The organism is Bacteroides galacturonicus, from assembly GCF_003096855.1.
Taxonomy (GTDB): domain Bacteria; phylum Bacillota; class Clostridia; order Lachnospirales; family Lachnospiraceae; genus Lachnospira; species Lachnospira rogosae.
In genome coordinates this window covers 521,267-547,275 of sequence record NZ_QEOA01000002.1, presented here as the reverse complement: position 1 = coordinate 547,275, position 26,009 = coordinate 521,267, and the positions used below count along the sequence as shown (strand labels likewise).

The window sequence follows — 26,009 nt, the reverse complement described above, 5'->3', positions numbered from 1 at the left end:
AGACAATGACAAAGGATATGACAAAGGGTTCACCCCTTAGATTAATTCTTGGATTTGCATTTCCAATGCTTCTTGGAATGCTTTTTCAGCAATTTTATAATCTTGTTGACACAATGATAGTTGGTAAAACGCTTGGTGTGTCAGCACTGGCTGGTGTTGGCGCAACAAGCTCTATCAATTTTATGATTATTGGTTTTTGTATGGGTATATGCAGTGGTTTTGCTATTCCGGTTGCACAGCAGTTTGGTGCAGGGAAATACAGTGAACTTAGAAAATATGTATTTAATGGGTATGTATGCAGTGCAGTATTTGCTGTTGTTATGACGATATTGTCAGTTGTATTCTGTGCTCCGATATTAAGACTGCTTAACACACCTGATGATATATTTATGCATGCTTATAATTATATTGTGATTATATTTGCAGGTATTCCAACAGTATTTTTATATAATATTGTGTCAGGTATAATTCGTTCGCTTGGTGACAGCAAGACGCCTGTATATTTTCTTGTGTTGTCATCAGTCATAAATATAGCTTTGGATTTCATACTTATATTATATGTAAAGATGGGTGTTGCAGGAGCAGGCGTTGCAACTGTTGTATCACAGCTTATAGCAGGAGTTGGCTGTACAATATATATGTACAAGAAGTTTGACATACTTAAGGGCACTAAGCAGGAAAAAGTGATAAGTAAAAAACATATAAGCAACCTGTGCTTCATAGGGGTTCCTATGGGGCTTCAGTATTCGATAACAGCAATAGGAAGTACAATACTTCAGGCGGCAGTAAATGGACTTGGTTCATCATATGTAGCGGCTATGACAGCTGGTTCTAAGATGTTTAACTTTACCTGCTGTCCATTTGATGCACTTGGTTCTACAATGGCAACATATGGAGGACAGAATGTTGGTGCTGGAAAGATAGACAGACTCGGAAAGGGCATAAAAGCTGCAATGTTAATTGGTGCAGTATACAGTGTTGTTGCACTTGTGGTGTTATATTTCTCGGCTGATTATATTGCACTCCTGTTCGTTGATGCAGGAGAAACTGCAATTATAGAATTGACAAGAAGATTTATAATGGCATCAGCATTGTTCTATATCCCGCTTACAGGTGTTAATGTATACAGATTCTGTATACAGGGAATGGGCTTTTCGGTATTTGCTATATTAGCAGGTGTATTTGAAATGCTTGCAAGAACACTTGTTGCAATACTTTTAATTCCACATATTGGTTTTAATGGTGCGTGTCTTGCCAATCCGGCGGCGTGGATAGCAGCTGATTTATTCTTGATTCCGGCATTTATACACTGTTGTAATAAGCTTAAGAGATATGAATAAAATCACGGTAACAGGGCAATCTTAATGTTATAGTTATCTGTTCAGGGCTGGTGGTGATGTTACATCACAGCACTGTGAGGTAATGTTAGCTGGTTGAGATTGTTTGAAAGGATGCCTATAATGAGTGATTTTAGCTGTAATGTTAAAGAGAATATTAAAAGGTTGGAAACCAGTCTTAACGTAGAACGTAATTTTGATATACTTCAGAGAGAAGTAATAATTGCGGGGCGTAAGGCTGGCTTCTTTTTTATAGATGGATTTGTTCGGGAAGATATGGCTGAGAAGCTTATGCAGTTCTTTTATTCGTTGAAAGAATCGGACATAACAAGTCTTGATATATTTCTGGAGAAAGGTATGCCTTATACAGAGGTTACAAGGAGTGGAAATGTTGATTATGTTATAACACAGTTTCTGTCAGGTGTATCTATTATGACGATAGACGGTTTTGATGAATGTCTGTTAATAGATTGCAGAACGTATCCTATGCGTTCAGTATCAGAGCCGTGGAAAGACAGGGTGTTAAGAGGTTCAAGGGATGGTTTTGTGGAAACACTTGTATCTAATGCGGCACTTTTAAGAAGAAGGATACGTGACCCAAGATTCTCTATGGAATTATATGGAGTTGGCAGACGTTCACGTTCAGATGTTGCGATATGTTATATATCTGACTCTGTTGACCAGAGTGTTCTTAATAGAATGAGAAAGCTTATACAATCAATAGATGTGGATGCACTCACTATGAATATAGAAAGTCTTGCGGAGTGTATGTTTACACATAAGTGGATTAACCCATTTCCAAAGTTTAAATACTCGGAACGCCCTGATACTGCGACAGCAGCCATACTTGACGGGAATATTGTAATTATGGTAGACAATTCTCCCGCAGTTATGATAATTCCAGCCTCTATCTTTGATATTATAGAGGAAGCGGATGATTTTAACTTTTCACCAATGATTGGCTCATATCTTAGAATTACAAGATTTTTCTTCTCTATTGTAACGTGGATATTAACTCCGTTATGGCTGCTTTTTGTAAACAATCCTGACTGGGTTCCTGAATTTATGAAATTTGTGCTTATAACAGATGATATAACCGTGCCTGTGCTTTTACAGCTCCTTATACTTGAGTTAGCAGTTGACGGTCTTAAGCTTGCGGCAGTCAATACACCTACTATGTTATCGACACCTTTAAGCATTGTAGCAGGTATTGTTGTTGGTGAATATGCAGTTAGTTCAGGCTGGTTTAATCCGGAGGCACTTCTTTATATGGCGGTTGTAACAGTAGGAACTTATGGACAGACAAACTTTGAAATGGGTTACGCATTTAAGTTCTTAAGGGTGCTTACTCTTATACTCACACAGATATTTAATCTTGGCGGATTTATTGCAGGAGTTGTAATATCTGTGCTTATGATAGCATTTAACAGGACTATAACGGGGAAGAGTTATATATATCCGCTTATTCCCTGGGATGGGAAAATGCTTAAGAGGAAGGTACTCAGGGTCAGACTGCCGCATAGTTATAAGTAGAGAAAAGATATATTGTTCTTGCAATTTTGCTAAAAATTTATATAATAGATATTGACAAAAGCTATGTATGATTTATTTGAAAGAATTGCCGTTTAATTGTATTTTATATTAGGATATTATATTGTTTGGATTAAATGAAATGTAGAATGTGAGATATCTGATTTAATAAGGTTTTGTGGTGATTAAGATATGGTTATATTATAATATGTTATAAAACATTTGTTGTTGTATAGTTTTAGGCTTATGAAATATGAGTGTTGACATTTATTTGTAGTTGTTATACTATAATAATGTTATTACCATTCAAAATAACATAGCAGGTTAAAATAAATTTTTAAACTAAATGATTACAGTTGCGTATGGCAACTAAACTAAGAAGTCTGAAAAGTAACATTTTTGGACTTTTTTTTTATCTGCAAATAAAAATAAAAATAATGTTGTTGTATATGGAGGAAAATGTTGAATATATGATATAAAAGGAGTATCATTACAATTGATAAACAGATAATGGTTAAGGATAAATATTGTAATTATGATGTTACATACAAAATATTTAGCAAAACTAATATGTAAACTCTAAATGAGTAAATACAGAAAATGAGGAAAATAAAAAGTAATATAATAATACAGGAGGAAAGAAATTATGTATAACATAGGGTTAGATATAGGAACTGGTTCTGTCGGCTGGTGTTTAACAGATGAGAATGGGTATTTGCTAAAAGTAAATAGGAAAGGTAATAATGGCAACACATATAGAAATAGTGCTTGGGGAGTAAGATTGTTTGAGTCAGCAGATACAGCGGCTGATTGCAGGATAAAAAGAAGTACAAGAAGGCGTTATAAAAGAAGACGAACGAGAATTATAGAGCTAAGAAAGATAATGTCAGATATGATAATGCCGATTGATCCTAATTTTTATGCAAGATTAGACGAAGCATTTTTGTGGAATGAGGATAAGAGCGATAAAGCAAAAGCACCATTTTTATTATTTAATGATAATGGATATGATGATGTTAAATATTACACAGATTATCCAACAATATATCATTTGAGGAAACATTTACTTGAAACAAAAGAGAAGGCTGACCCAAGATTTATATATCTGGCATTACACCATATGATGAAGTATAGAGGACACTTTTTATTTGAGGGACAGTCATTTGAAGCAATAGATAATATAGAAGATACATTTATAGAGTTAGAACATTTGGTAAATGTATATGTTAAGGAAAAAGAAGATACAGATAACAATGCCGAGAATAATGCTTTATATCAAGAAATGAAAAATTATTTGGCAGATAATAAAGTGAAAAATAAAGATAAAAAAGAATATATAACAGATACATTTATCAAAGCAGATTATGATAATAAATATTCAAAGGAACTTGCGGCGGCAGTTCTTGGCTATGAATTTAATGTAGGGATTATTGTTAATGATAACAGTTTAACAGATGAAGATGGTAAAGCGTTGAAAGCTAAATTCGCAGATGCCAAATATGAGGAGAAGGAGGAAAAGTTAAGTGATACGCTTGGAGAAAGATATTATATTATTGAAACTCTTAAAAAGATATATTCGTGGAAAGTGCTTCACAGCATATTAGGTGATAATAAGTATCTTTCATATGCTATGGTAGATAAATATGAAAAACATAGCGAACAGCTTAAAGCATTAAAATACTTGTTTCATAAGTATACAAGTCAGGATGAATATAGTGAATTTTTTCATCAGGAAAAGAATAAAGAAGGTAAATATATAGTTAATTATGCCAACTATATAAAAGGAATAAAAAGGCTGAGTAATGAAACAAACAAGAAATACAATACAAAACAACAGTTGTATCAAAGCATAATGAAAATATTAGGTGAGAGGGCGGCAGATGATGAAGTTTATAAGAAGATTTTGGTAGAAATGGAACAGGAAACATTTCTTGAAAAGATAAATAATGTTGATAATTCCGCAATACCATATCAGTTAAATTTAATGGAGATGGATAAGATATTGACACAACAGGGAGTGTACTACAAAGAATTAAGGGATAATAAAGAACTATTGCTTAAAATGCTTACTTCAAAAATTCCTTATTATGTAGGACCGCTTAATAATAATAGCAATGGAAATCGTAATTTTGCGTGGATGACGAAAAAAGATGGGAAAGAAAACGAAAAGGTGTATCCTTGGAATGTTAAAGATGTTGTGGATATAGATGTTACGGCAGAAGATTTTATTACGAGGATGACGAATTACTGTACATATCTTCCTAATGAAAAAGTGCTTCCAAAGGAGTCATTGTTATATCAGAGATATATGTTATTAGAGGAGTTATCACAGATAAGAATAGATGGCAGGAAACTTAGTAAAGAAGACAGAAAAGCAATAATAAATGATTTATTTATTGGCAAGGGAAGGGTTAAGGTAAGCGATAAAGATTTTAAAGAATATCTTAATAAAGTTAATTATGTCAAGGTTAATGGCAAAGGATATGATGTTACAGGATACCAGAGCGATGATGGCTTTGCCTGCGCTCTAAGCAGTTATAATAAGTTCAGACGTATACTAGGACATATAGATGAACAAAATGAAAAAATGATAGAAGATATAATATACTGGATTACTGTATTTGAAGATAAAGATATAGTTAAAAGAAAGATAAATAAGCAGTATGCAGACAGGCTTAGTGCTGAACAGTTAAAGAAGATATTGAAGTTAAAATTCAAGGGCTGGGGGCGTTATTCTTCTAAACTGTTAAATGGCATAAAAGGTGATATGGGAACAACTATTATTGAAATGCTTGAGGATGCTGACGAAAGATTTGCATATTGCGATTATTGTCCTAATTTTATGCAGATTATTAATAAAGATGAGAAGATAAAGCAGATAATAGATGATAACCGACCTAGATATGATGGAACAAAAGATTTATTAGATGTTATACAGGATATGCATACATCACCAGCTAACAGGCGTGGTATATGGCAGACAATGAAGGCAATCGAAGAGATAATTGAATATATGGGTGAAAAACCACAGCAGATATATATTGAATTTGCAAGGGAAGATGACCCTAAGGCTAAGAATAAAAGAGCTGACTCAAGAAAAAGAGCTATTGATAAGGCACTTAAGAAATTAAAAGAGGATGTGGTTGATGAGTATAATGAAAAAGTATATAAGGAATTAAAACAATATGAGAAACGTTTAGATGAAGAAAAGGTGTATCTTTACTTTATGCAGAATGGGAAATCTTTGTATACAGGTAAAGAGTTAAATCTTAATGAGCCACAAAATCTTGAGATAGACCATATAATTCCATATTCATTATCTGATGATGATAGTCTGGATAATAAGGCATTGGTATTAAAGAAAGAAAATCAGAATAAAGGCAATAAGATAGTAAAAGAAGCATTTACACAATCATTTTCTGATAGTGAGATGATGGATTACTGGAAGAACCTGAAAAAATCTGGATTAATATCAGAAAAGAAATATAATAATCTTCAGAAAAATAATGTTGATGACATACTTACGAAAGGATTTATTAACCGACAGCTTGTCGAAACAAGGCAGATCGTAAAGTCAGTAGCCAATCTTATACTCGATTATTATAATGAACAGATTGACGTAATAGAAGTAAAGGCTAGTCTAAGCACAAGTGTCAGGAAAATGCTTACATATGAGAAAAAAGATAATAATGGATTTTGGATAGAAAATAAAGATAATTGTATGTTTTATAAAAACAGGGATATGAATGATTATCATCACGCACACGATGCATATCTTGCTAATATCATAGGATTGTATATACAGAAGAATTATCCACGTTTGCAGAAAGAGCTTAATTATTCCCAGTATAGAAGAATATGGCGTAAATATTATGAAAATACAAAGAACAATAATGGAGTAAACTGGTTTGCAACGCTTGGTAAATTCAGCAGTAATAATGAGGAAGCAGACTGGTATGGTCAAGATATTATAGCCTATATGAGAAAAATATTCTGTTATAGAGATGTTCTTATATCTAAAAAGGTAGAAGAAAATACGGGAGCATTTTATAGTGAAACTAAATATCCAAGAGAGGATAAAGCAGGCAGCAAGCTTGTACCTTTAAAACAGGGCAATAATATGCGTGGTGCTAATAATCTTAAAGAACTTGATGCAAGAAAGTATGGAGGATATAAAGGTGGTGAAAAAGCATATTTTGTACTTGTAAAATATTGTATCGAAAAGGCACTGAAGAAGAAAGTTAAAAAAGAGTATCATATGGAATTCGTTGAAATACCTGTATATATTGCAAGAGGTATTAAAAATAAGGATATAAATCTTTATGATTATGTGTGTGACATTTTAAATGAAGCTAATAAAAATAGTGTTGCAGATGTTGAAATATTACGAAATAAGGTTCCTAAATACCAGATGATAATAGGAGAAAATGGAGAGGAATATTATCTTGTTAGTGCAACAGAGGTGATTAATTCAAAACAATTTGTGCTTGGCGGAGCTAATCAGCAATATAACAGACTGTTGAATTATATTAAATATGGTAAAAATGATAAATGGCAGTATATTCAGACAGAGTTATTAGATGAGCAGTTGATAGGACTATATAATTTGCTTATAGCTAAAATTAAAGATGAATACAAAGGCTTTTCTAAAGAAGCGGTTAGGATACAGGAAAATAATTCATTCGATAAACTTGATGTAAAGGATAAGAAAGAATTTATAGCAGAGATGATTAAGCTTGTTCAGCCAGACTCCGACTATCCATATTTAGGAAAGTATGCAACAGGATTGTCCAATAGAATGGGCCGAAAGACTGGAGAAAAAGTTGGTAAAAAGATTACACTTGTAGATAAGTCAGTTACGGGTTTATACGAGAGGAGAACAACATTTGAGCTGGAGGACGATAGTAGTACAAAGTCATGTTAAATTAAGTTATAAGAATGGTTATATGATATCAAGAGGTGAAGATGTCAGGATGGTACACCTGAGTGAAATTAATACAGTTATAATTGATTCTACTCAGGTGTCATTGACATCATATCTTCTATGTGAGCTGGTTAAAAGAAAAATAAAAGTTATATTCTGTGATGAAAAAAGAAATCCATGCAGTGAATTAATGTCATATTATGGAGCTTATAACTCTAGTAAAAAAATACGTAAGCAGATTCAATGGGATATGGAGTATGCCAAGGAAATATGGACATATATTGTGAAACAGAAAATATTAAATCAGGCAGAAATGCTTTCTAAATATGGATTTGAAGCTAATATTAAATTAATGAAGTATGCAGAAGAAATAGAGCCATTTGATATGACAAACAGGGAAGCACACGCAGCTAAAGTGTATTTTAATAGTCTGTTTGGCAAAGAATTTTCAAGAGATGATGTCAATTCAATTAATGCGGCACTAAATTATGGTTATGGAATTTTATTATCTAATTTTAATAAAGAAATAGTATCAGATGGATATTTAACGCAGTTAGGCATTAAACATACTAATGAATACAACCCATATAATCTATCCTGTGATTTAATGGAACCATTCAGAGTTCTGGTGGACGAAATTGTATTTAATAACATAGATAAAACATTTGATTCTGATTATAAGATGCAGCTTGTAAATGTTCTGAATAAGCGGATTAATTATTGTGGGCGTGAGTATTATGTTACAAATGCTATTCAGATATATCTTGACAAAATGTTTAATGCGATAGAACAGAAAAGTTTTATTGCATCAATGATATATCAATTTGAATGATTAGTAGATTTATGAGAGTAATGGTGTTTTTTGATTTGCCCACAATAACAGATAAAAACAGACACGACTATAGAAAGTTCCGGCAGTTTCTTGTTCAGGAGGGATTTATTATGATGCAGGAATCTGTGTATACAAAGCTTGTTCTGAATGGAACTATGGTTAATCTTATGAAGAATAAGATAAGAAAGAATAAGCCGCAGGAAGGCTTGGTAGAAATGCTCGTTATAACAGAAAAACAATTCAGTGGGATTGAATATGTGTCAGGTGGAGAACAGGAAAATATAGTGGATGGAGAGGAAAGGTTAATTATTATATGATAATGAAAATATTTTCTCTGGAGAATGACATAATATTTTCAGAAGAATGTATTAATGTACTTCAAATTCAGGATAAAAAATTATTTGCTAATGTTATAAACAGCCTTAATGATAATATTAATGGTATTCAAAATACTAAAGAACGTATAATTATACTAGATAATGATACAGAGATTAAAATGGAAAAAGAAGCATTAATGGTTATTGATTTGTTTAATATTGATTTTAATCAAAAGAAAATACAAAGTGCTTTATATAATAAAATTGAAAAAATATATAAGCAGGAATTTGAAAGAATGTCAGAGTTTCAGACTCTTTTTCAAAAATTACAATTAAATGTATTAGACGTGTTTAATGAATTTCCGTTTGAGTTTAATTATAAAGATAGTATAGGAATACAAGAATATTTAAAATTATTAGGGCTTAAGATATCGAATAATAAAGGGGAAATTATAGATAAGATATTTTCGTTAATAGATGCTGTTGAATATCTTTCTGTCGCAAAATTATTAATATTTGTTAATCTGAAATTATATCTGAGTGATGATGAATTAAATGAGATATACAAATATGCGATGTATAAAAAGGTTAATATATTGCTTATAGAGACAGGTGAAGAAAAAGAGCCGATAAAAAATGAAAAAATATTGTTTGTTGATAGTGATTATGATGAAATTGTGTTGTATAATAAATAAAAATGTTACTATTCAAAATACAGGTGTGTTGCTAGCACCTGAAAAACTCTATTTGAGGTTTTAGGAGTATGTTATTTTGAATGGTAACAAAACATCAGTGTTATCTGGTTATGGCGACCCACTGTTTTAGGAGTATGTTATTTTGAATGGTAACAAAACTTCAACTGTCTGCTTCAGGATGCATTGAACGTTTTAGGAGTATGTTATTTTGAATGGTAACAAAACTAATTACACTTGTGCCTTTACAGGACTTATGTTTTAGGAGTATGTTATTTTGAATGGTAACAAAACAAGTGTCGTCGTAACAGCCACCCACGAACGGTTTTAGGAGTATGTTATTTTGAATGGTAACAAAACAAGTGCAATGAGCAATGTAGCAGCTATATCGTTTTAGGAGTATGTTATTTTGAATGGTAACAAAACATAACAGTATGGAATTTAAAAGGTGGAACAGTTTTAGGAGTATGTTATTTTGAATGGTAAAAAGCAATTGTTTTATAAATGTAAGGGAGTGGTTGTATGATACAGGAAGAGGCGATTATATTAGCAAGACAAGCAGAAAGAGAAATGATGCAAAACAGGGAAATTAAAGTTAGATGTCCCAAATGTGGAACAATGCCTAGAATTACAAATACACTTAGAGGTGAGAGGTTTGTTGTAAGCTGTGACTGCGGATATATTTATAACTGTGAGATTTATTAATCATAGTTACAGATAAGAGTATGGAATATAAGTAAATAAGTTTATATAATTTTTCTAATTAATTCCGCTTTTATTAATGGTAATTCCCAATAAATGTGATACACTTATATTATTAATGGAATTGTATTGTGATTTATTGATAATCTATGAGTGTTGGAGGAATTATGAGCAAGGTAATCGGAATTGATTTGGGAACAACTAATAGCTGCGTGGCGGTGATAGAAGGTGATACACCGACAGTTATAACTAATAGTGAGGGCTATAGAACGACACCATCAGTTGTTGCATTTACCAAGAACAAAGAACGTCTTGTTGGAGATACAGCTAGAAGACAAGCATCAGTTAATTCAGATAGAACCATTTTCTCTATCAAAAGATATATGGGTACAGATTATAAGAAGAAGATTGATGGAAAGTCATATACACCGCAGGAGATTTCAGCATATATTCTGATGAAGTTAAAGAAAGATGCAGAGGGATTCCTTGGCGAGGAAGTGACAGATGCTGTAATTACTGTACCTGCTTACTTTAATGATGCACAGAGACAGGCTACTAAGGATGCGGGCAAGATAGCAGGACTTAATGTCCTTAGAATCATTAATGAACCGACAAGTGCGGCACTTGCTTATGGGCTTGATAATGGCAATCCTCAGAAGATACTTGTTTATGATCTTGGCGGAGGAACTTTTGACGTTTCGGTTATTGATATAGGGGATAATGTTATTGAAGTGCTTGCAACGTCAGGTGATAATCATCTTGGTGGAGATGATTTTGATGCAAGGCTTGTTAATTATCTTGTTGAACGCTTTAAAGAGACTGATGGAATTAATCTGTCTAAAGATGCTTCAGCTATGCAGAGATTAAGAGAAGAGGCTGAGAAAGCCAAGAAAGAATTGTCGTCTGCATTTAATGCCAATATTAATCTCCCATTTATTGCGATGGCTAAAGATGGACCACATCATATGGATATGAATATTTCAAGACAGCAGTTTAATGAGCTGACGGCTGATCTGGTTGATAAGACAGTTATTCCTGTTGAAAATGCTCTCCATGATGCAGGACTTAATAAGAATGATATAGGAATGGTGCTTCTTGTTGGAGGTTCAACAAGGATTCCGGCGGTTCAGGATAAGGTAAGGCAGATTATGGGAAAAGAACCATCAAGAAATCTTAATCCTGATGAGTGCGTGGCACTTGGTGCGGCGGTTCAGGGTGGCAAGCTTGGCAACCAGCTTATGCCAGGCTCAGCGGCATCAGAGATTATACTTATGGACGTAACACCTTTGTCTTTGTCAATAGAGACTGTTGGAGGAATTGCAAGCAGACTTATAGAGCGTAATACTACAATACCTACAAGACACAGCCAGATATTTACTACGGCTGGTAATTTCCAGACATCAGTAGATATTAAGGTGTTTCAGGGTGAGAGAAGATTTACAAGGGATAATAAGCTTTTGGGTAATTTCAAGCTTAATGGTATCAAGAGGGCTATGGCAGGTGTTCCACAGATAGAGGTAACATTTGATATTGATGCCAATGGAATTGTCAATGTATCAGCTAAAGACCTTGGAACTGGAAGAGAGCAGTCTATTACGATAACTTCAAGCTCTAATATGTCAGAGGAAGAGATTGAGAGAGCTAAGTGGGAAGCGGAAGTGTATGGCGAGCAGGATAAGAAGAATGAGGAATACTGGAATTCGCATATTGAAGCTGAGAATACTTTAAAGAGAGCTGAGGGCGAATACAGCCAGAATAAAAAGGTATGGGATAAAGCTAAGAAGAAGGCTGTAAAGGAAGCTATGAACCAGTTGAAAAGAATTGTTGTCAAGTGTAAGCCTGAGAAGATGAATGCAGATTTAGCACATCAGTTAGATGAGCTTAGAATTAATCTTGAAAATGTTTTGAATAATTAATGGAAATCTGATATTATCTATAGAGTGTTATTTTATAGATAATATCAGTTTTTTATATAGATGTATACAGAATAGGAGGCAGATAAGTGGCAGCAGGTTCAACATATGGTAATATTTTTAAATTTATGACTTGGGGTGAATCTCACGGAGAGGGACTCGGAGTTGTTGTTGATGGCTGTCCTGCGGGAATTTCTCTTTGTGAAGAAGATATACAGAAGTTTCTTAACAGAAGAAAACCAGGACAGTCAAAGTATACTACACCTAGGAAAGAAGATGATAAAGTAAGTATTTTGTCAGGTGTATTTGAAGGAAAGACGACAGGAACGCCGATTTCTATGGTAGTATATAATAAAACACAGCGTTCAGCAGATTATTCTGAGATAGCAGGCTATTACAGACCTGGACATGCAGATTATACATTTGATGAAAAATATGGTTTCAGGGATTACAGAGGCGGCGGACGAAGCTCTGGAAGGGAAACTATAGGCAGGGTTGCGGCAGGAGCAATAGCTGTTAAGATATTAGAGGAACTTGGAATAAATGTATGCGCATATTCATCAAGAATTGGCGGAATTAATATAGACTATAATAATTTTGATTTGAAAGAACGTGATAATAACGCATTTAATATGCCAGACAGTAATGCTGCTATGCAGGTTGAGAAGTACGCAGATGAGAAGCTGAAAGAGCAGGATTCAATGGGTGGAATAATTGAGTGTGTTGTAACTGGTATGATGGCTGGTGTTGGAGACCCTGTATTTGAGAAGCTGGATGCTAATCTTGCAAAGGCTATAATGTCCATTGGTGCTGTAAAAGGTTTTGAAATTGGTGATGGATTTGCAGCAGCAGACAGTACAGGAAGTACGAATAATGACAGCTTTACTATTAAAGATGGAAGGATTGTCAAAAAGACCAATCACAGTGGTGGTGTGCTTGGTGGTATGAGCGATGGCTCTGATATAATCATAAGAGCGGCAGTCAAGCCTACACCTTCAATAGCAAGAACTCAAGAAACTGTTAATAAATCAGGTGAAGATATAGAGATATCTATAAAGGGAAGACACGACCCAATGATAGTTCCAAGAGCTGTAGTTGTTGTTGAGGCGATGACAGCAGTTACTCTTGTGGATATGATATTTGCCAATATGACATCAAGAATTGACAGGATAACAGAGTTTTATAAGAGAGATTAATTTAAGATTATATATAAGGAAAGAGAGAATATGTACAAGATATTAAAGACAGATGGAAGAGCAAAAAGAGCTGAATTTACAACAGTTCATGGAACTGTGCAGACACCTGTATTTATGAATGTTGGAACAGTTGCAGCTATTAAGGGGGCAGTTGCTACAACAGATTTACAGGAAATAGGAACACAGATAGAGTTATCTAATACTTACCACCTCCATGTAAGACCGGGTGATAAGCTTATAAAAGAGCTTGGAGGTCTTCACAAGTTTATGAACTGGAATAAGCCTATTCTTACAGATTCGGGCGGATTTCAGGTGTTCTCACTTGCGGGACTTCGTAAGATTAAGGAAGAAGGAGTAACTTTCCAGTCACATATAGATGGACATAAGATATTTATGGGGCCAGAGGAAAGTATGCAGATTCAGTCTAATCTGGGTTCGACTATAGCAATGGCATTTGACGAGTGTGCGCCTGCTAAGGCTGATAGAAAGTATATTATTAATTCAGTTGAGAGAACTACAAGATGGCTTGAGCGTTGTAAGAAGGAGATGAATCGTCTTAATTCACTTGAAGATACTATAAATAAGAGTCAGATGTTATTCGGTATTAATCAGGGGGCAATTTATGATGATATAAGAATTGACCACGCAAAGCGCATATCAGAGCTTGATCTTGACGGATACGCAGTTGGCGGTCTTGCGGTTGGTGAGACACACGAAGAAATGTATCACGTTCTGGACGAGGTTGTTCCATACCTTCCACAGAACAAGCCAACTTATCTTATGGGAGTTGGTACACCAGCTAATATCTTAGAGTCGGTTGACAGGGGTATTGATTTCTTTGACTGTGTATATCCATCAAGAAATGGACGTCACGGACACGTGTATACAAAGTTTGGAAAGATTAATCTTTTTAATGCAAAGTATGAAAAAGATACAGCACCTATTGAGGAGGGCTGCCAGTGTCCAGCCTGCAGGAATTATTCCAGAGCATATATAAGACATTTGCTTAAGGCTAAGGAAATGCTTGGAATGAGACTTTGTGTGCTTCATAACCTTTACTTTTATAATCACCTTATGGAAGATATAAGGGGGGCTATTGATGCAGGAAATTATAAGAGCTTTAAGGATGAAAGATTATATCTGCTTAAGACTTATGATAAGAAGTAATTAATGGCAGTGCATAAATATTTAAAATCATAAAAATGCTATAAATTTATCATTAAACAATGGACATATGACCACAATTAAGGTATTATAACAATATTGAGCCTATATGAAGGCAAGTAATTAGGAGGAATATATATGGGACAGCTTGGTATTATTGTAGTATATGTAGTTGCACTTGGTGCATTAATGTACTTTTTCGCAATTAAGCCACAGAAGAAACAGCAGAAAGAACAGCAGCAGCTTATGGACTCTATGGAGATAGGTGATTATGTTCTTACAACAAGTGGTTTCTATGGTGTTATTCTTGATATAACAGAAGATGATGTTATCGTTGAATTTGGTAACAATAAGAACTGCCGTATAACAATGCAGAAGAAAGCAATTGCTCAGGTAGAAAAGCCAGCTTCATCAGAAGAATAATCAGAGAGAATAATAAATCAGAATTAAAAGATTTAGCTTCCAGTGCCGGTAAATGGTGCTGGAAGCTTTTTGTGTAATAGGAAATTCTGATAGGATTCTCTGTTATACAAAAAATATTATGTGGCGATAATACACACTCGCACGAATATATAGGTTGATGCAGACGACCGAATACGGTGCGAAAATGAGCTTTTCCTATTTTAATAAAAATGAGAGTTTTGGTACTGCTGATATTGTACAAATACTTGAAAAATGCACTATTATGGAGTAATATATTAACCAATAGCCTGAAAGTGGGTTAATAAACTTAAGTAGGGCGTTAGTACAAGAAGGAAAGGCAGGATGCGTTATGGATTGTAAAATAACTTTAATTCCCGGTGATGGAATCGGACCAGAGATAGTCGCAGAAGCAGTTAAAGTATTAAATGCAGTAGCTGACAAATATGGACATAAGTTCGATTATACGAAGATTTTAATGGGAGGCTGTTCTATTGATGAGTGTGGAGTACCTCTTACAGATGAGGCAGTAGCAATTGCTAAGGCTTCAGATGCAGTGCTTCTTGGTGCTGTTGGTGGCAACGTGGGTAACTCAAGATGGTATGATGTTGCACCTGACCTAAGACCAGAGGCAGGATTATTAAAGATTCGTAAGGATTTGGAGTTATTTGCTAATATTCGTCCTGCATATTTATACAATGAGTTAAAGGCAGCCTGCCCTCTTAAGGAAGAGATAATCGGAGATGGCTTCGATATGGTTATTATGAGAGAGCTTACTGGTGGTCTTTACTTTGGTAAAAGACACACAGAAGAAGTTGACGGACTTATGACTGCTGTAGATACTCTTACATATAATGAAGAAGAGATTAGAAGGATAGCAATCAAGGGCTTTGAAATTGCTATGAAGAGAAGAAAGAAAGTAACAAGTGTAGATAAGGCGAATGTACTTGATTCTTCAAGACTTTGGAGAAAGATTGTACACGAAGTTGCTAAAGATTATCCAGAAGTTGAATTAGAGGATATGCTTGTAGATAACTGTGCTATGCAGCTTGTTATGAATCCTGGACAGTTTGATGTAATTCTTACAGAGAATATGTTCGGTGACATTCTTTCAGATGAAGCAAGTATGATAACAGGTTCTATCGGTATGTTATCATCAGCAAGCCTTGGTAAGACTAAGTTAGGCTTATATGAGCCAAGCCATGGTTCAGCACCAGATATAGCAGGAAAGAATATAGCTAACCCTATAGCAACTATCCTTTCAGCAGCTATGATGTTAAGATATTCACTTGACCTGGATAAGGAAGCAGATGCCATTGAGGCAGCAGTTGCAGCAGTCCTTAAGGAAGGCTACAGAACAACAGATATTTATTCAGAAGGCTGCACAAAGGTTGGAACAGACAAGATGGGTGACCTTATAGCAGAGAGAGTATAAATAAAGTATAGACAGTAATGATAAATGTTCCCTGGCAGCATAATGTATAAAAGCTGGATAATTAGTGAAGCAGTATAATGTATGAAGGCTTAACGAATATTGGAATAAGTTATGTATTTTATGTAAATATGTGGGCTAAGAGAACATTTTAACTTAAAGAATTAGATTTACAAGGAGAATAGTTATGGTAAGTGATAACGCAAGAAGCGGTATGCAGCAGGCACCTGCACGAAGCCTTTTTAATGCACTTGGCTTCACAGCAGAAGAGATGAAGAAACCTATGATTGGTATCGTAAGTTCATATAATGAAATAGTACCAGGTCATATGAATATTGATAAGATTGTTAATGCAGTTAAGTTAGGAGTAGCAGAAGCTGGTGGTGTTCCAGTAGTATTCCCAGCTATCGCAGTGTGTGATGGTATTGCTATGGGACACGTTGGTATGAAGTACTCTTTAGTAACAAGAGATTTAATAGCTGACTCAACAGAATGTATGGCTATTGCACATCAGTTTGACGGACTTGTTATGGTACCTAACTGTGATAAGAACGTTCCGGGACTTCTTATGGCAGCAGCAAGACTTAACCTTCCTACAGTATTTGTATCAGGTGGTCCTATGCTTGCAGGTCACGTAAAGGGTAAGAAGAGAAGTCTTTCATCTATGTTTGAGGCAGTTGGTTCATATGCCGCTGGAACAATGACAGAAGAAGACGTTCTTGAATTTGAGGAAAAGGTATGTCCTACTTGTGGTTCTTGCTCAGGTATGTATACAGCTAACTCTATGAACTGTCTTACAGAAGCTCTTGGTATGGGACTTCGTGGAAATGGAACAATCCCAGCCGTATATTCAGAGAGAATTAAGCTTGCTAAGCACGCTGGTATGGCTGTTATGGATATGGTTAATAAGGGTATAACAGCAAGAGATATTATCACAAAGGATTCTATTATGAATGCACTTACTGTTGATATGGCACTTGGCTGTTCAACAAATAGTATGTTACATCTTCCAGCTATTGCACACGAGATTGGTTTTGATTTTGATATTAAGTTCGCTAATCCAATAAGCGAAAAGACACCTAACCTCTGCCACCTTGCACCAGCAGGTCCTACATATATGGAAGATCTTAATGAAGCCGGTGGTGTATATGCAGTTATGAAGGAGCTTGCTGATATTGGACTTCTTAATACAGATTGTATGACAGTATCAGGAAAGACAATTGGTGAGTGCATTGCTACGGCTTATAATAAAGATGAAGAAGTCATAAGACCAGTTGATAAGCCATATAGTAAGACAGGAGGTCTTGCAGTTCTTTCTGGTAACCTTGCACCAGATGGTTCGGTTGTTAAGCGCTCAGCAGTTGTTGATGAAATGCTTGTACACGAAGGTCCAGCAAGAGTATTTGACTGCGAAGAAGATGCTATTGCAGCTATCAAGGGTGGAAAGATTGTACCTGGTGATGTTGTTGTTATCAGATATGAAGGCCCTAAGGGTGGCCCTGGTATGAGAGAAATGCTTAACCCAACATCAGCTATTGCTGGTATGGGACTTGGTTCATCAGTTGCACTTATTACAGATGGACGTTTCTCAGGTGCAAGCCGTGGTGCTTCTATCGGACACGTTTCACCAGAAGCAGCAGTAGGCGGTCCTATTGCTTTAGTAGAGGAAGGCGATATCATAAGCATTGATATTCCAGGCTTAAAGCTTGAACTTAAAGTTTCTGATGAAGAACTTGCTGCAAGAAAAGCAAAATGGCAGCCAAGAGAACCTAAGGTAACAACAGGATATCTTAAGAGATATGCTTCAATGGTTACATCAGGTAACAGAGGTGCTGTTTTAAAGACACCAGAGGCATAATAAGTATATTTAGATAAAATAGAATGATAAATATAATGAAAGGAAGACAGACTAATGATATTAAATGGTTCAGAGATTATAGTTGAATGCTTAAAAGAACAGGGTGTAGATACTGTATTTGGATACCCAGGTGGAGCCATTCTTAACGTCTATGATGCGTTATATAAGCACTCAGATGAGATAACACATATCCTTACATCTCACGAACAGGGTGCATCTCACGCCGCAGACGGATATGCGAGAGCAACAGGAAAGGTTGGTGTATGCTTTGCGACATCAGGACCTGGTGCCACTAATCTTGTAACAGGTATTGCAACAGCTATGATGGATTCAATTCCAATCGTTGCCATTACATGTAATGTTACACTTCCACTCCTTGGTAGAGATAGTTTTCAGGAAGTAGATATAGCTGGAATAGTTATGCCGATTACTAAGCACAGCTTTATTGTAAAAGATGTAAAGGATCTTGCTGCTACATTAAGAAGAGCCTTTAAGATAGCTAAGGAAGGACGTCCGGGTCCTGTTCTTGTTGATATAACTAAAGATGCAACAGCTAATGAGTGTGATTACATTAAAGAAACTCCTAAGCCAATTGAGAGAGTTACAGATACAATCACAGAAGAAGATGTAGAAAATGCAGTTGCTATGATTAAAGCTGCTAAGAAGCCATATGTATTTGTTGGCGGCGGAGTTATTGCATCAGAAGCTTCGGATGAATTAAGAAAATTCGTTAAAAAGATAGATGCACCTGTATGCGATACACTTATGGGTAAAGGTGCATTTGATGGTTCAGATCCTCATTATACAGGTATGCTTGGTATGCACGGAACTAAGACATCTAACTTTGGTGTGTCAGAATGTGACCTTCTTATTACAATCGGTGCAAGATTTTCTGACAGGGTTACAGGAAATACAAAGAAATTTGCAAAGAATGCGAAAATTCTTCAGTTTGATGTAGATGCGGCTGAGGTTAATAAGAATATACATACAGATGCTTCTGTAATAGGTGATGCGGCTGAGATACTAAAGAGAGTTAATGCCAAGCTTGAGCAGTCAGAGCATACAGAATGGATGGAACATATCAAAAATTATGAAGAAAAGTTCCCTATGAAGTATAGAAAAGATGTTCTTAATGGACCATATATTATGGAAAAGATATATGAGATTACTAACGGAGATGCAATTATATCTACAGATGTAGGACAGCACCAGATGTGGGCTGCACAGCATTATAAGTTCAAAAGTCCAAGAACACTTCTTACATCAGGTGGACTTGGCACAATGGGATATGGACTTGGTGCAAGCATAGGTGCTAAGGTTGGCTGTCGTGATAAGGTTGTTATTAATATAGCAGGAGATGGCTGTTTCCGTATGAATATGAATGAGATTGCAACAGCTACACGTTACAATATTCCAATAATCGAGGTTATATTTAATAATCACGTTCTTGGTATGGTACGCCAGTGGCAGGATCTTTTCTATGGACAGCGTTATTCTGCAACAGTACTTAACGATCAGGTTGATTTTGTTAAGGTATCAGAAGGTATGGGAGCTAAGGCATACCGTGTAGCAGATATAGAAAGCTTTGAGAAGGCTCTTAAAGAAGCTATCGAGCTTAATATACCTTGCGTCATTGAATGTGATATATGCAAAGATGATAAGGTATTCCCTATGGTTGCACCTGGAGCACCTATATCAGAAGCATTTGACAGAGATGATCTTAATAAAAAGGAGAGTGCTAATTAAGCATCAGCCTTTTGGTATTAAAAAAAGTACAGCAAATACTTTATTATGATAAAATATTAACTTGACAGAGCGATTTAGCAGGAATAGAATAAATGTTAATAAATTTTTAATATATTAAGTTATTTTGAATATATTTACTTATGATTAAATGTTTATGATTAATTATTGAAATGAATCAGGAGGAAGAGAAAGTGGCAAGAGTTTATAACTTTAGTGCAGGTCCAGCAGTATTACCCGAAGAAGTATTAAGGGAAGCAGCAGATGAGATGTTAGATTACCAGGGTTCTGGTCAGTCGGTTATGGAGATGAGCCATCGTTCCAAGGTTTACGATAACATCATCAAAGAAGCTGAAAAAGACTTAAGAGAGCTTATGAATATACCTGACAATTATAAGGTATTATTCCTTCAGGGTGGTGCATCGCAGTTCTTCGCAGAAGTTCCAATGAACCTTATGAAGAACAAAAAAGCAGCTTATATTATCACTGGCCAGTGGGCTAAGAAAGCATTTAATGAAGCTAAAATCTATGGTGAGGCTGTTGCTGTAGCTTCCTCAGAGGATAAGACATATTCATACATACCAGATTGTTCAGATCTTGATATTCCAGAGGATGCAGATTATGTATACATCTGTGAGAACAACACAATATATGGAACAAAGTATAAGACACTCCCTAATACTAAGGGACATATACTTGTATCAGATGTTTCATCTTGTTTCTTATCAGAACCAATTGATGTAACAAAATATGGTGTAGTATACGGCGGAGTTCAGAAGAATATCGGACCTGCTGGTGTTGTTATTGCAATTATCAGAGAAGACCTTATAACAGATGATGTACTTCCTGGAACACCAACTATGTTAAAGTGGAAGACACAGGCAGATGCAGATTCTCTTTATAATACACCTCCTTGCTACAATATCTATATCTGCGGCAAGGTATTTAAGTGGATTAAGAAGATGGGTGGACTTTCAGCTATGAAAGAACACAATGAAAAGAAGGCTGAAATTCTTTATGATTTCCTTGATGAATCTAAGATGTTTAAGGGAACAGTTGTTAAGGAAGACCGTTCACTTATGAATGTTCCATTCGTAACAGGAGATAAGGAACTTGATGCTAAGTTTGTTAAAGAAGCAGAAGCAGCCGGATTTGTAAATCTTAAGGGACACAGAACAGTTGGCGGTATGAGAGCTTCTATATATAACGCTATGCCAATCGAAGGCGTTGAGAAGTTAGTTGAATTTATGAAGAAGTTCGAAAAGGAGAATGCCTAATGATTAACGTAAATTGTCTTAATAATATAGCTTCTGTAGGTCTTGACCTTTTCTCAAGCGATTATAATGCTAATGCAGCATTTGAAGAAGCAGATGCAGTACTTGTAAGAAGTGCCAAGATGCACGATATGGAATTACCAGATAATCTTCTTGCTATAGCAAGAGCTGGTGCTGGTGTTAATAATATTCCACTAGATAAATGTGCAGATAAGGGTATCGTTGTATTTAATACACCAGGTGCTAATGCCAATGCAGTTAAGGAACATGTTCTTGCAGCTTTACTTTTAGCTTCAAGAGATTTACTTGGCGGTATCAAGTGGGTAGAAGATAATAAAGATGATGCAGATATTGCAAAGTCAGCAGAAAAGGCTAAGAAAGCATTTGCTGGTAAGGAAATCAAAGGTAAGAAGCTTGGTGTTATCGGACTTGGTGCTATCGGACAGCTAGTTGCTAATGCAGCTATAAGCCTTGGAATGGAAGTATATGGATATGACCCATATCTTTCAGTTAATGCAGCCTGGAATCTTTCAAGCGAAGTTAAGCATATTGTTAATGTTGAGGATATATATAAGGAATGTGATTATATCACAATCCATGTACCAGCACTTGACAGCACTAAGGGTATGATTAATAAGGCAGCCTTTGATATGATGAAGAAGGGTACAGTAGTTATTAACTGTGCAAGGGATGTACTTGTTGATGAGCCAGCTATTCTTGATGCTATCAAGTCTGGCAAGGTTGCTAAGTATGTTACAGATTTCCCTAACACAACAACAGCAGGTCAGGAAGGCGTTATCGTACTTCCACATCTTGGTGCTTCAACTGAAGAAGCTGAGGATAACTGTGCTGTTATGGCAGTTAAGGAATTAAGAAACTACATAGAGAACGGTAATATTGTTAATTCAGTTAACTATCCTAACTGTGATTGTGGCGTATGTACATCAGCAGGAAGAGTTACAGTATGCCATAAGAATGTTCCAGCAATCATAAGCAAGCTTACAAGCGTTATGGGTGATGCAGGTATTAATATTGAATCTATGGATAACAAGTCAAGAGGAGATTATGCTTACTCTGTTCTTGATACAGGTTCAGCTATCACAGAAGATGTAACAGCTAAGCTTTCAGCTATTGACGGCGTTATTAAGGTAAGAGTTGTTAAGTAATTATAGAATTTAATAGCAGTTTGTTCTTGTTTTGATAATTAAGAATGATAAATGTTATATATTTTATTTTGGCAGGTGTGAAATTCGTTTTGCACCTGCTTTTTTGCGTGTGAAACAAGCTAGAGGTTTATGTTTATATAATATCTTGGTAGTTGTTAAGATTTTTTATCTTGAGATATACTAAAGGACTATAATAAAACTGAAATCTTGAAAGGCATTAATTATTAATATATAATAATTATATTTATAACAGTAATGAGGAAAGTTTGTGTATAGATGAAGCTATTTTAGACAAGAGGTAGGAGGAAGCGTGAAAATGGAGAAAAATGGGAAGGAAAATATGTTTAACGAAGCTACTCGTGTCCAAATGCCAGCAATGGTTCATTTGACACGACTTGGTTATACTTATTTTGGAAAAATAACCGAGGATATGGCAGGTACAGTATATGACCCTGATACCAATATCTTAATTAACGTTTTCAAGGAGCAGTTCGTACGGCTTAATCCTACCCACGCAGGAGAAGCGGAACAGACATTGAAAACTATTAGGCAGGAATTAGATAATGATGATATAGGACGTAGTTTTTACGAGCGTTTATCGTCTGTTTCGCCTGTTAGATTGGTGGATTTTGAAAATCCAAAGAATAATACATATCATTTTACCGCCGAGTTCACTTGTAAGCGTGACCAAGATGAATTTAGACCTGATATTACATTGTTTGTAAATGGACTTCCACTTGTATTTGTTGAAGTAAAGAAGCCGAATAATCACGGCGGTATGGTTGCAGAAAGCAAGAGAATGAACCAAAAGAGATTTCCTAATAAAAAATTTAGGAGATTTTTGAATATTACACAGTTGATGATTTTCTCTAATAATATGGAATATGACACTATGGGTGGTATTGTTCCGGTTCAGGGGGCATTCTATTGTACGACGGCAAAACAGTCTGCACCGTTCAACTGTTTCAGAGAAGAAAATCCTACAAATTTGGATATTGCACCTTATAATGCAGATTTCCCATATAAGGATATTGACCCGATTGTTGAAAAGAAGATATTGACTGACTTTAATTGTCAGGTTATTCATACTTCTCCGGAATATCAAACAAATTTAGATGCCTATACACCGACCAATCGAGTACTGACATCTATGTGCAGTCCTGAAAGATTGTTATTTATATTAAAATATGGAATTGCCTATGTTCGTTTTCATAAAGAAATAAATGGCAAGATAGAGTTTATTGAGCAGAAACATATAATGCGTTATCAACAGATGTTTGCTGCCTTAACAGTAAGAAGTAAGATTGATGAAGGTGTTAATTCAGGTGTTATATGGCATACTCAAGGTAGTGGAAAGACAGCCCTTTCTTATTATCTTACTTATGTTCTTTCTGACTATTTCAGCAAACAAAATAAAGTTGCAAAGTTTTATTTCATTGTTGACCGCCTTGATTTGCTGAAACAGGCTTCAGAAGAATTTGAAGCTCGTGGATTGGTTGTGAAAACGGCAAGTTCCCGTGCTGAACTTATGGAGCAGTTCCGTAACAATCAAGCACAAGAGGGAAATACGGGAAAACCTGAAATTACAGTAGTAAATATACAGCGTTTTGCTGAAGATAGGTCAAAAGTTGACCTTCCTGCATATGCAACGAATTTGCAGAGGGTGTTTATTATTGATGAAGCACATAGAGGGTATAAACCAGAAGGCTCATTCTTGGCTAATCTTCTTGATGCAGATAAAAATGCAATAAAGATTGCGTTGACAGAAACACCGCTTTTGAAAGAAGAAAGAGAATCTTGGAGAGTTTTTGGTAATTATATTCATACATACTATTATGACAAATCAATTTTAGATGGATATACGCTGAAAATTATCCGTGAGGACATAGAAACTCAGTATAAAGAGCGACTTTCTGAGATTTACGAAAAACTTGAAACTTTGGTAGAAAAGAAAGACGTAAAGAAAAGTCAGATTGTTGAACACGATAACTATGTCAAAGAGTTGCTTAGATATATTATTTCTGACCTAAAGAGATTTAGACAAATTCAGGGAGATAATACGCTCGGCGGTATGGTCATTTGTGAAACAAGTGAGCAGGCAAGGAAGCTGTTTGCGTATTTTGATGAAATTCAAGCAGAACTTAATAAAGACGCTTCTATGAAAAGTCATTTGCGAGCTGGACTTATACTTCACGATAGTGATGACAAAGATACAAGAGATAAGATTATTGATGACTTCAAAAATAATATGACAGTTGATATTCTTATCGTTTTCAATATGCTTCTTACCGGATTTGATGCACCAAGATTGAAACGCCTGTATTTTGGTCGAAAATTGAAAGACCATAATTTGTTGCAGGCAATTACAAGAGTCAACAGACCGTATAAAGAAAACCATTATGGTTATGTCATTGATTTTGCAAATATAAAAAGGAATTTTGAGGAAACAAATGAAGCATACCTCAAAGAGCTGAACCGTTTTAATGACCCGAATGAAGTTGGTGCGGGAAATGAAACAGATACATTCAAACAGGTTATTGAAGACCCGGCAGAACTCATTAAACAAATGCAGGAAGTGCAGCAGGTTCTTTTTAACTACACCACAGATAATGCAGAAGAATTTAGTTCGGAAATATCTACGATTGAGGATAAGCAGGAATTGCTTAAACTTAAAAAAATTCTTATTGCTGCTCGTGACTGTTGTAATTTGGTAAGAACCTTTGGTGATGATGAATTGAAGGAAACATTTGCAAAAATGGAATTAACAAAGTTGCCTTCATTGATTTCAGAGGTGCAACATCATATTGATAACATAAATCAGAAAGAACTTTTTGCAAGTGATGATACCACGAAATTGCTTGTCAATGAAGCAATGGAGGATATTACATTTAATTTCAGCAAAATCAGTGAAGAAGAATTAAAAATCGTCGGTGGTAAAGACGCAGTAACAGAAAAGTATAAAAAGACTGTTCGTGCCTTTACTCAGAATATCGACCCTGATGATCCTGAGTTTATTACTTTGCAGGAAGCATTTTTGCTTCGCTTCAAGCAACATGGTTTTGAACCTAAGAGTGTATCTGAGATTGAGGAGCAAGGAAAGGAATTGGAAGATATTCTGAAAAAGCTTGATGAATTGCAGAAGAAAAACACGGTTCTGCTGAGAAAATATAATGGCGATGCGAAATTCGCAAGGGTTCATAAAAGAATCAGGGAAGAAAATCTTGCTCGAAAAGCAGCAAATAAACAGCCGATTGTTTCAGAATATGATATGTCTATTATGAATGTTTTGCTTTCTATTAAGTCTGATATTGACCAGAAAGTGTATGACAGAAATGATATATTGAAGAAAGACGCATATTTTGAGAGAACGGTTATGACACAAATAAAAGCAGGCATTGATAAGTTGGGAATAGCGAGTGCTCGTGAGGATAGAGTATTTATACAGAGCAGGATTACAAAACAGTATCTTGACCAGTATAACCAGACTTATTCAGTGGCATAAAGGAGAA

At 35.3% G+C, this 26,009-nt stretch carries 17 protein-coding genes and 1 CRISPR repeat array; all 17 genes read left to right on the top strand.

Translation table 11 applies throughout. The features are described 5' to 3' along the window. Positions 1 to 5: 5 nt before the first annotated feature. The 17 genes from C7390_RS02565 to C7390_RS02485 all read left to right on the top strand — a co-directional run bounded on the left by C7390_RS02565 (position 6) and on the right by C7390_RS02485 (position 26,002). Complete coding sequence (locus C7390_RS02565) at positions 6 to 1,340, top strand: MATE family efflux transporter (protein ID WP_022501376.1); 1,335 nt, start codon at positions 6 to 8, stop codon at positions 1,338 to 1,340. A gap of 120 nt (positions 1,341 to 1,460) precedes the next feature. After that, positions 1,461 to 2,870, top strand: coding sequence for a spore germination protein (locus tag C7390_RS02560; protein WP_022501375.1), 1,410 nt, complete (start codon positions 1,461 to 1,463; stop codon positions 2,868 to 2,870). Positions 2,871 to 3,513: 643 nt separating this feature from the next. Further along, positions 3,514 to 7,791, top strand: a complete 4,278-nt coding sequence (gene cas9, locus C7390_RS02555; RefSeq protein WP_116443537.1) for a type II CRISPR RNA-guided endonuclease Cas9 — start codon at positions 3,514 to 3,516, stop codon at positions 7,789 to 7,791. Further along, positions 7,754 to 8,623 (top strand): type II CRISPR-associated endonuclease Cas1, encoded by an 870-nt coding sequence (gene cas1, locus C7390_RS02550; protein ID WP_022501373.1) that lies wholly within the window; start codon positions 7,754 to 7,756, stop codon positions 8,621 to 8,623. Before cas9 ends, cas1 begins: the two co-directional genes overlap by 38 nt. Further along, positions 8,620 to 8,940, top strand: a complete 321-nt coding sequence (cas2, locus tag C7390_RS02545; RefSeq protein ID WP_022501372.1) for a CRISPR-associated endonuclease Cas2 — start codon at positions 8,620 to 8,622, stop codon at positions 8,938 to 8,940. Before cas1 ends, cas2 begins: the two co-directional genes overlap by 4 nt. Continuing rightward, positions 8,937 to 9,635: a type II-A CRISPR-associated protein Csn2 gene (csn2, locus tag C7390_RS02540; protein WP_116443535.1), complete on the top strand. Its 699-nt coding sequence runs from the start codon at positions 8,937 to 8,939 to the stop codon at positions 9,633 to 9,635. The genes cas2 and csn2 overlap by 4 nt, the downstream gene beginning before the upstream one ends. A gap of 57 nt (positions 9,636 to 9,692) precedes the next feature. Then, a CRISPR array of direct repeats spans positions 9,693 to 10,124; the repeat unit is 36 nt; unit sequence GTTTTAGGAGTATGTTATTTTGAATGGTAACAAAAC. 30 nt (positions 10,125 to 10,154) lie between these two features. Further along, positions 10,155 to 10,337, top strand: a complete 183-nt coding sequence (locus C7390_RS02535) for a hypothetical protein (protein WP_022502752.1) — start codon at positions 10,155 to 10,157, stop codon at positions 10,335 to 10,337. Positions 10,338 to 10,501: 164 nt separating this feature from the next. Then, positions 10,502 to 12,250: a molecular chaperone DnaK gene (gene dnaK / locus C7390_RS02530; protein WP_022502751.1), complete on the top strand. Its 1,749-nt coding sequence runs from the start codon at positions 10,502 to 10,504 to the stop codon at positions 12,248 to 12,250. 125 nt (positions 12,251 to 12,375) lie between these two features. Next, positions 12,376 to 13,443 carry a chorismate synthase gene (aroC, locus tag C7390_RS02525; RefSeq protein WP_055175011.1) on the top strand — a complete coding sequence of 356 codons (1,068 nt, stop codon included), beginning with the start codon at positions 12,376 to 12,378 and terminating at the stop codon, positions 13,441 to 13,443. Positions 13,444 to 13,473: 30 nt separating this feature from the next. Continuing rightward, positions 13,474 to 14,610 (top strand): tRNA guanosine(34) transglycosylase Tgt, encoded by a 1,137-nt coding sequence (gene tgt / locus C7390_RS02520; protein ID WP_022502749.1) that lies wholly within the window; start codon positions 13,474 to 13,476, stop codon positions 14,608 to 14,610. Between the two features lie 135 nt (positions 14,611 to 14,745). Continuing rightward, positions 14,746 to 15,030 (top strand): preprotein translocase subunit YajC, encoded by a 285-nt coding sequence (yajC, locus tag C7390_RS02515; protein ID WP_022502748.1) that lies wholly within the window; start codon positions 14,746 to 14,748, stop codon positions 15,028 to 15,030. A gap of 349 nt (positions 15,031 to 15,379) precedes the next feature. Further along, the gene (gene leuB / locus C7390_RS02510) at positions 15,380 to 16,462 is read left to right on the top strand and encodes a 3-isopropylmalate dehydrogenase (protein WP_022502747.1); all 1,083 of its coding nucleotides are present in this window, start codon (positions 15,380 to 15,382) and stop codon (positions 16,460 to 16,462) included. Positions 16,463 to 16,646: 184 nt separating this feature from the next. Continuing rightward, positions 16,647 to 18,317 (top strand): dihydroxy-acid dehydratase, encoded by a 1,671-nt coding sequence (ilvD, locus tag C7390_RS02505; protein ID WP_022502746.1) that lies wholly within the window; start codon positions 16,647 to 16,649, stop codon positions 18,315 to 18,317. 54 nt (positions 18,318 to 18,371) lie between these two features. Further along, positions 18,372 to 20,063, top strand: coding sequence for a biosynthetic-type acetolactate synthase large subunit (gene ilvB / locus C7390_RS02500; RefSeq protein WP_055174368.1), 1,692 nt, complete (start codon positions 18,372 to 18,374; stop codon positions 20,061 to 20,063). A 191-nt stretch (positions 20,064 to 20,254) separates the two neighbouring features. Continuing rightward, a complete protein-coding gene (gene serC / locus C7390_RS02495; protein WP_318295529.1) occupies positions 20,255 to 21,337 on the top strand; it encodes a 3-phosphoserine/phosphohydroxythreonine transaminase in 1,083 nt (360 codons plus the stop codon). Beyond that, positions 21,337 to 22,500: a phosphoglycerate dehydrogenase gene (locus C7390_RS02490; protein ID WP_116443534.1), complete on the top strand. Its 1,164-nt coding sequence runs from the start codon at positions 21,337 to 21,339 to the stop codon at positions 22,498 to 22,500. The genes serC and C7390_RS02490 overlap by 1 nt, the downstream gene beginning before the upstream one ends. A 316-nt stretch (positions 22,501 to 22,816) precedes the next feature. Beyond that, positions 22,817 to 26,002, top strand: coding sequence for a type I restriction endonuclease subunit R (locus C7390_RS02485; RefSeq protein ID WP_318295528.1), 3,186 nt, complete (start codon positions 22,817 to 22,819; stop codon positions 26,000 to 26,002). Positions 26,003 to 26,009: the final 7 nt, after the last annotated feature.

Bases quoted from the DNA above. Each gene is read 5' to 3' on its own strand.
- C7390_RS02490 (WP_116443534.1), top strand. From the start codon at position 21,337: ATGATTAACGTAAATTGTCTTAATAATATAGCTTCTGTAGGTCTTGAC.
- C7390_RS02535 (WP_022502752.1), top strand. From the start codon at position 10,155: ATGATACAGGAAGAGGCGATTATATTAGCAAGACAAGCAGAAAGAGAA.
- leuB (WP_022502747.1), top strand. From the start codon at position 15,380: ATGGATTGTAAAATAACTTTAATTCCCGGTGATGGAATCGGACCAGAG.
- cas2 (WP_022501372.1), top strand. From the start codon at position 8,620: ATGATTAGTAGATTTATGAGAGTAATGGTGTTTTTTGATTTGCCCACA.
- csn2 (WP_116443535.1), top strand. From the start codon at position 8,937: ATGATAATGAAAATATTTTCTCTGGAGAATGACATAATATTTTCAGAA.
- C7390_RS02560 (WP_022501375.1), top strand. From the start codon at position 1,461: ATGAGTGATTTTAGCTGTAATGTTAAAGAGAATATTAAAAGGTTGGAA.
- C7390_RS02485 (WP_318295528.1), top strand. From the start codon at position 22,817: ATGGAGAAAAATGGGAAGGAAAATATGTTTAACGAAGCTACTCGTGTC.
- dnaK (WP_022502751.1), top strand. From the start codon at position 10,502: ATGAGCAAGGTAATCGGAATTGATTTGGGAACAACTAATAGCTGCGTG.
- C7390_RS02565 (WP_022501376.1), top strand. From the start codon at position 6: ATGACAAAGGATATGACAAAGGGTTCACCCCTTAGATTAATTCTTGGA.
- yajC (WP_022502748.1), top strand. From the start codon at position 14,746: ATGGGACAGCTTGGTATTATTGTAGTATATGTAGTTGCACTTGGTGCA.
- tgt (WP_022502749.1), top strand. From the start codon at position 13,474: ATGTACAAGATATTAAAGACAGATGGAAGAGCAAAAAGAGCTGAATTT.
- ilvD (WP_022502746.1), top strand. From the start codon at position 16,647: ATGGTAAGTGATAACGCAAGAAGCGGTATGCAGCAGGCACCTGCACGA.
- aroC (WP_055175011.1), top strand. From the start codon at position 12,376: ATGACTTGGGGTGAATCTCACGGAGAGGGACTCGGAGTTGTTGTTGAT.
- cas9 (WP_116443537.1), top strand. From the start codon at position 3,514: ATGTATAACATAGGGTTAGATATAGGAACTGGTTCTGTCGGCTGGTGT.
- ilvB (WP_055174368.1), top strand. From the start codon at position 18,372: ATGATATTAAATGGTTCAGAGATTATAGTTGAATGCTTAAAAGAACAG.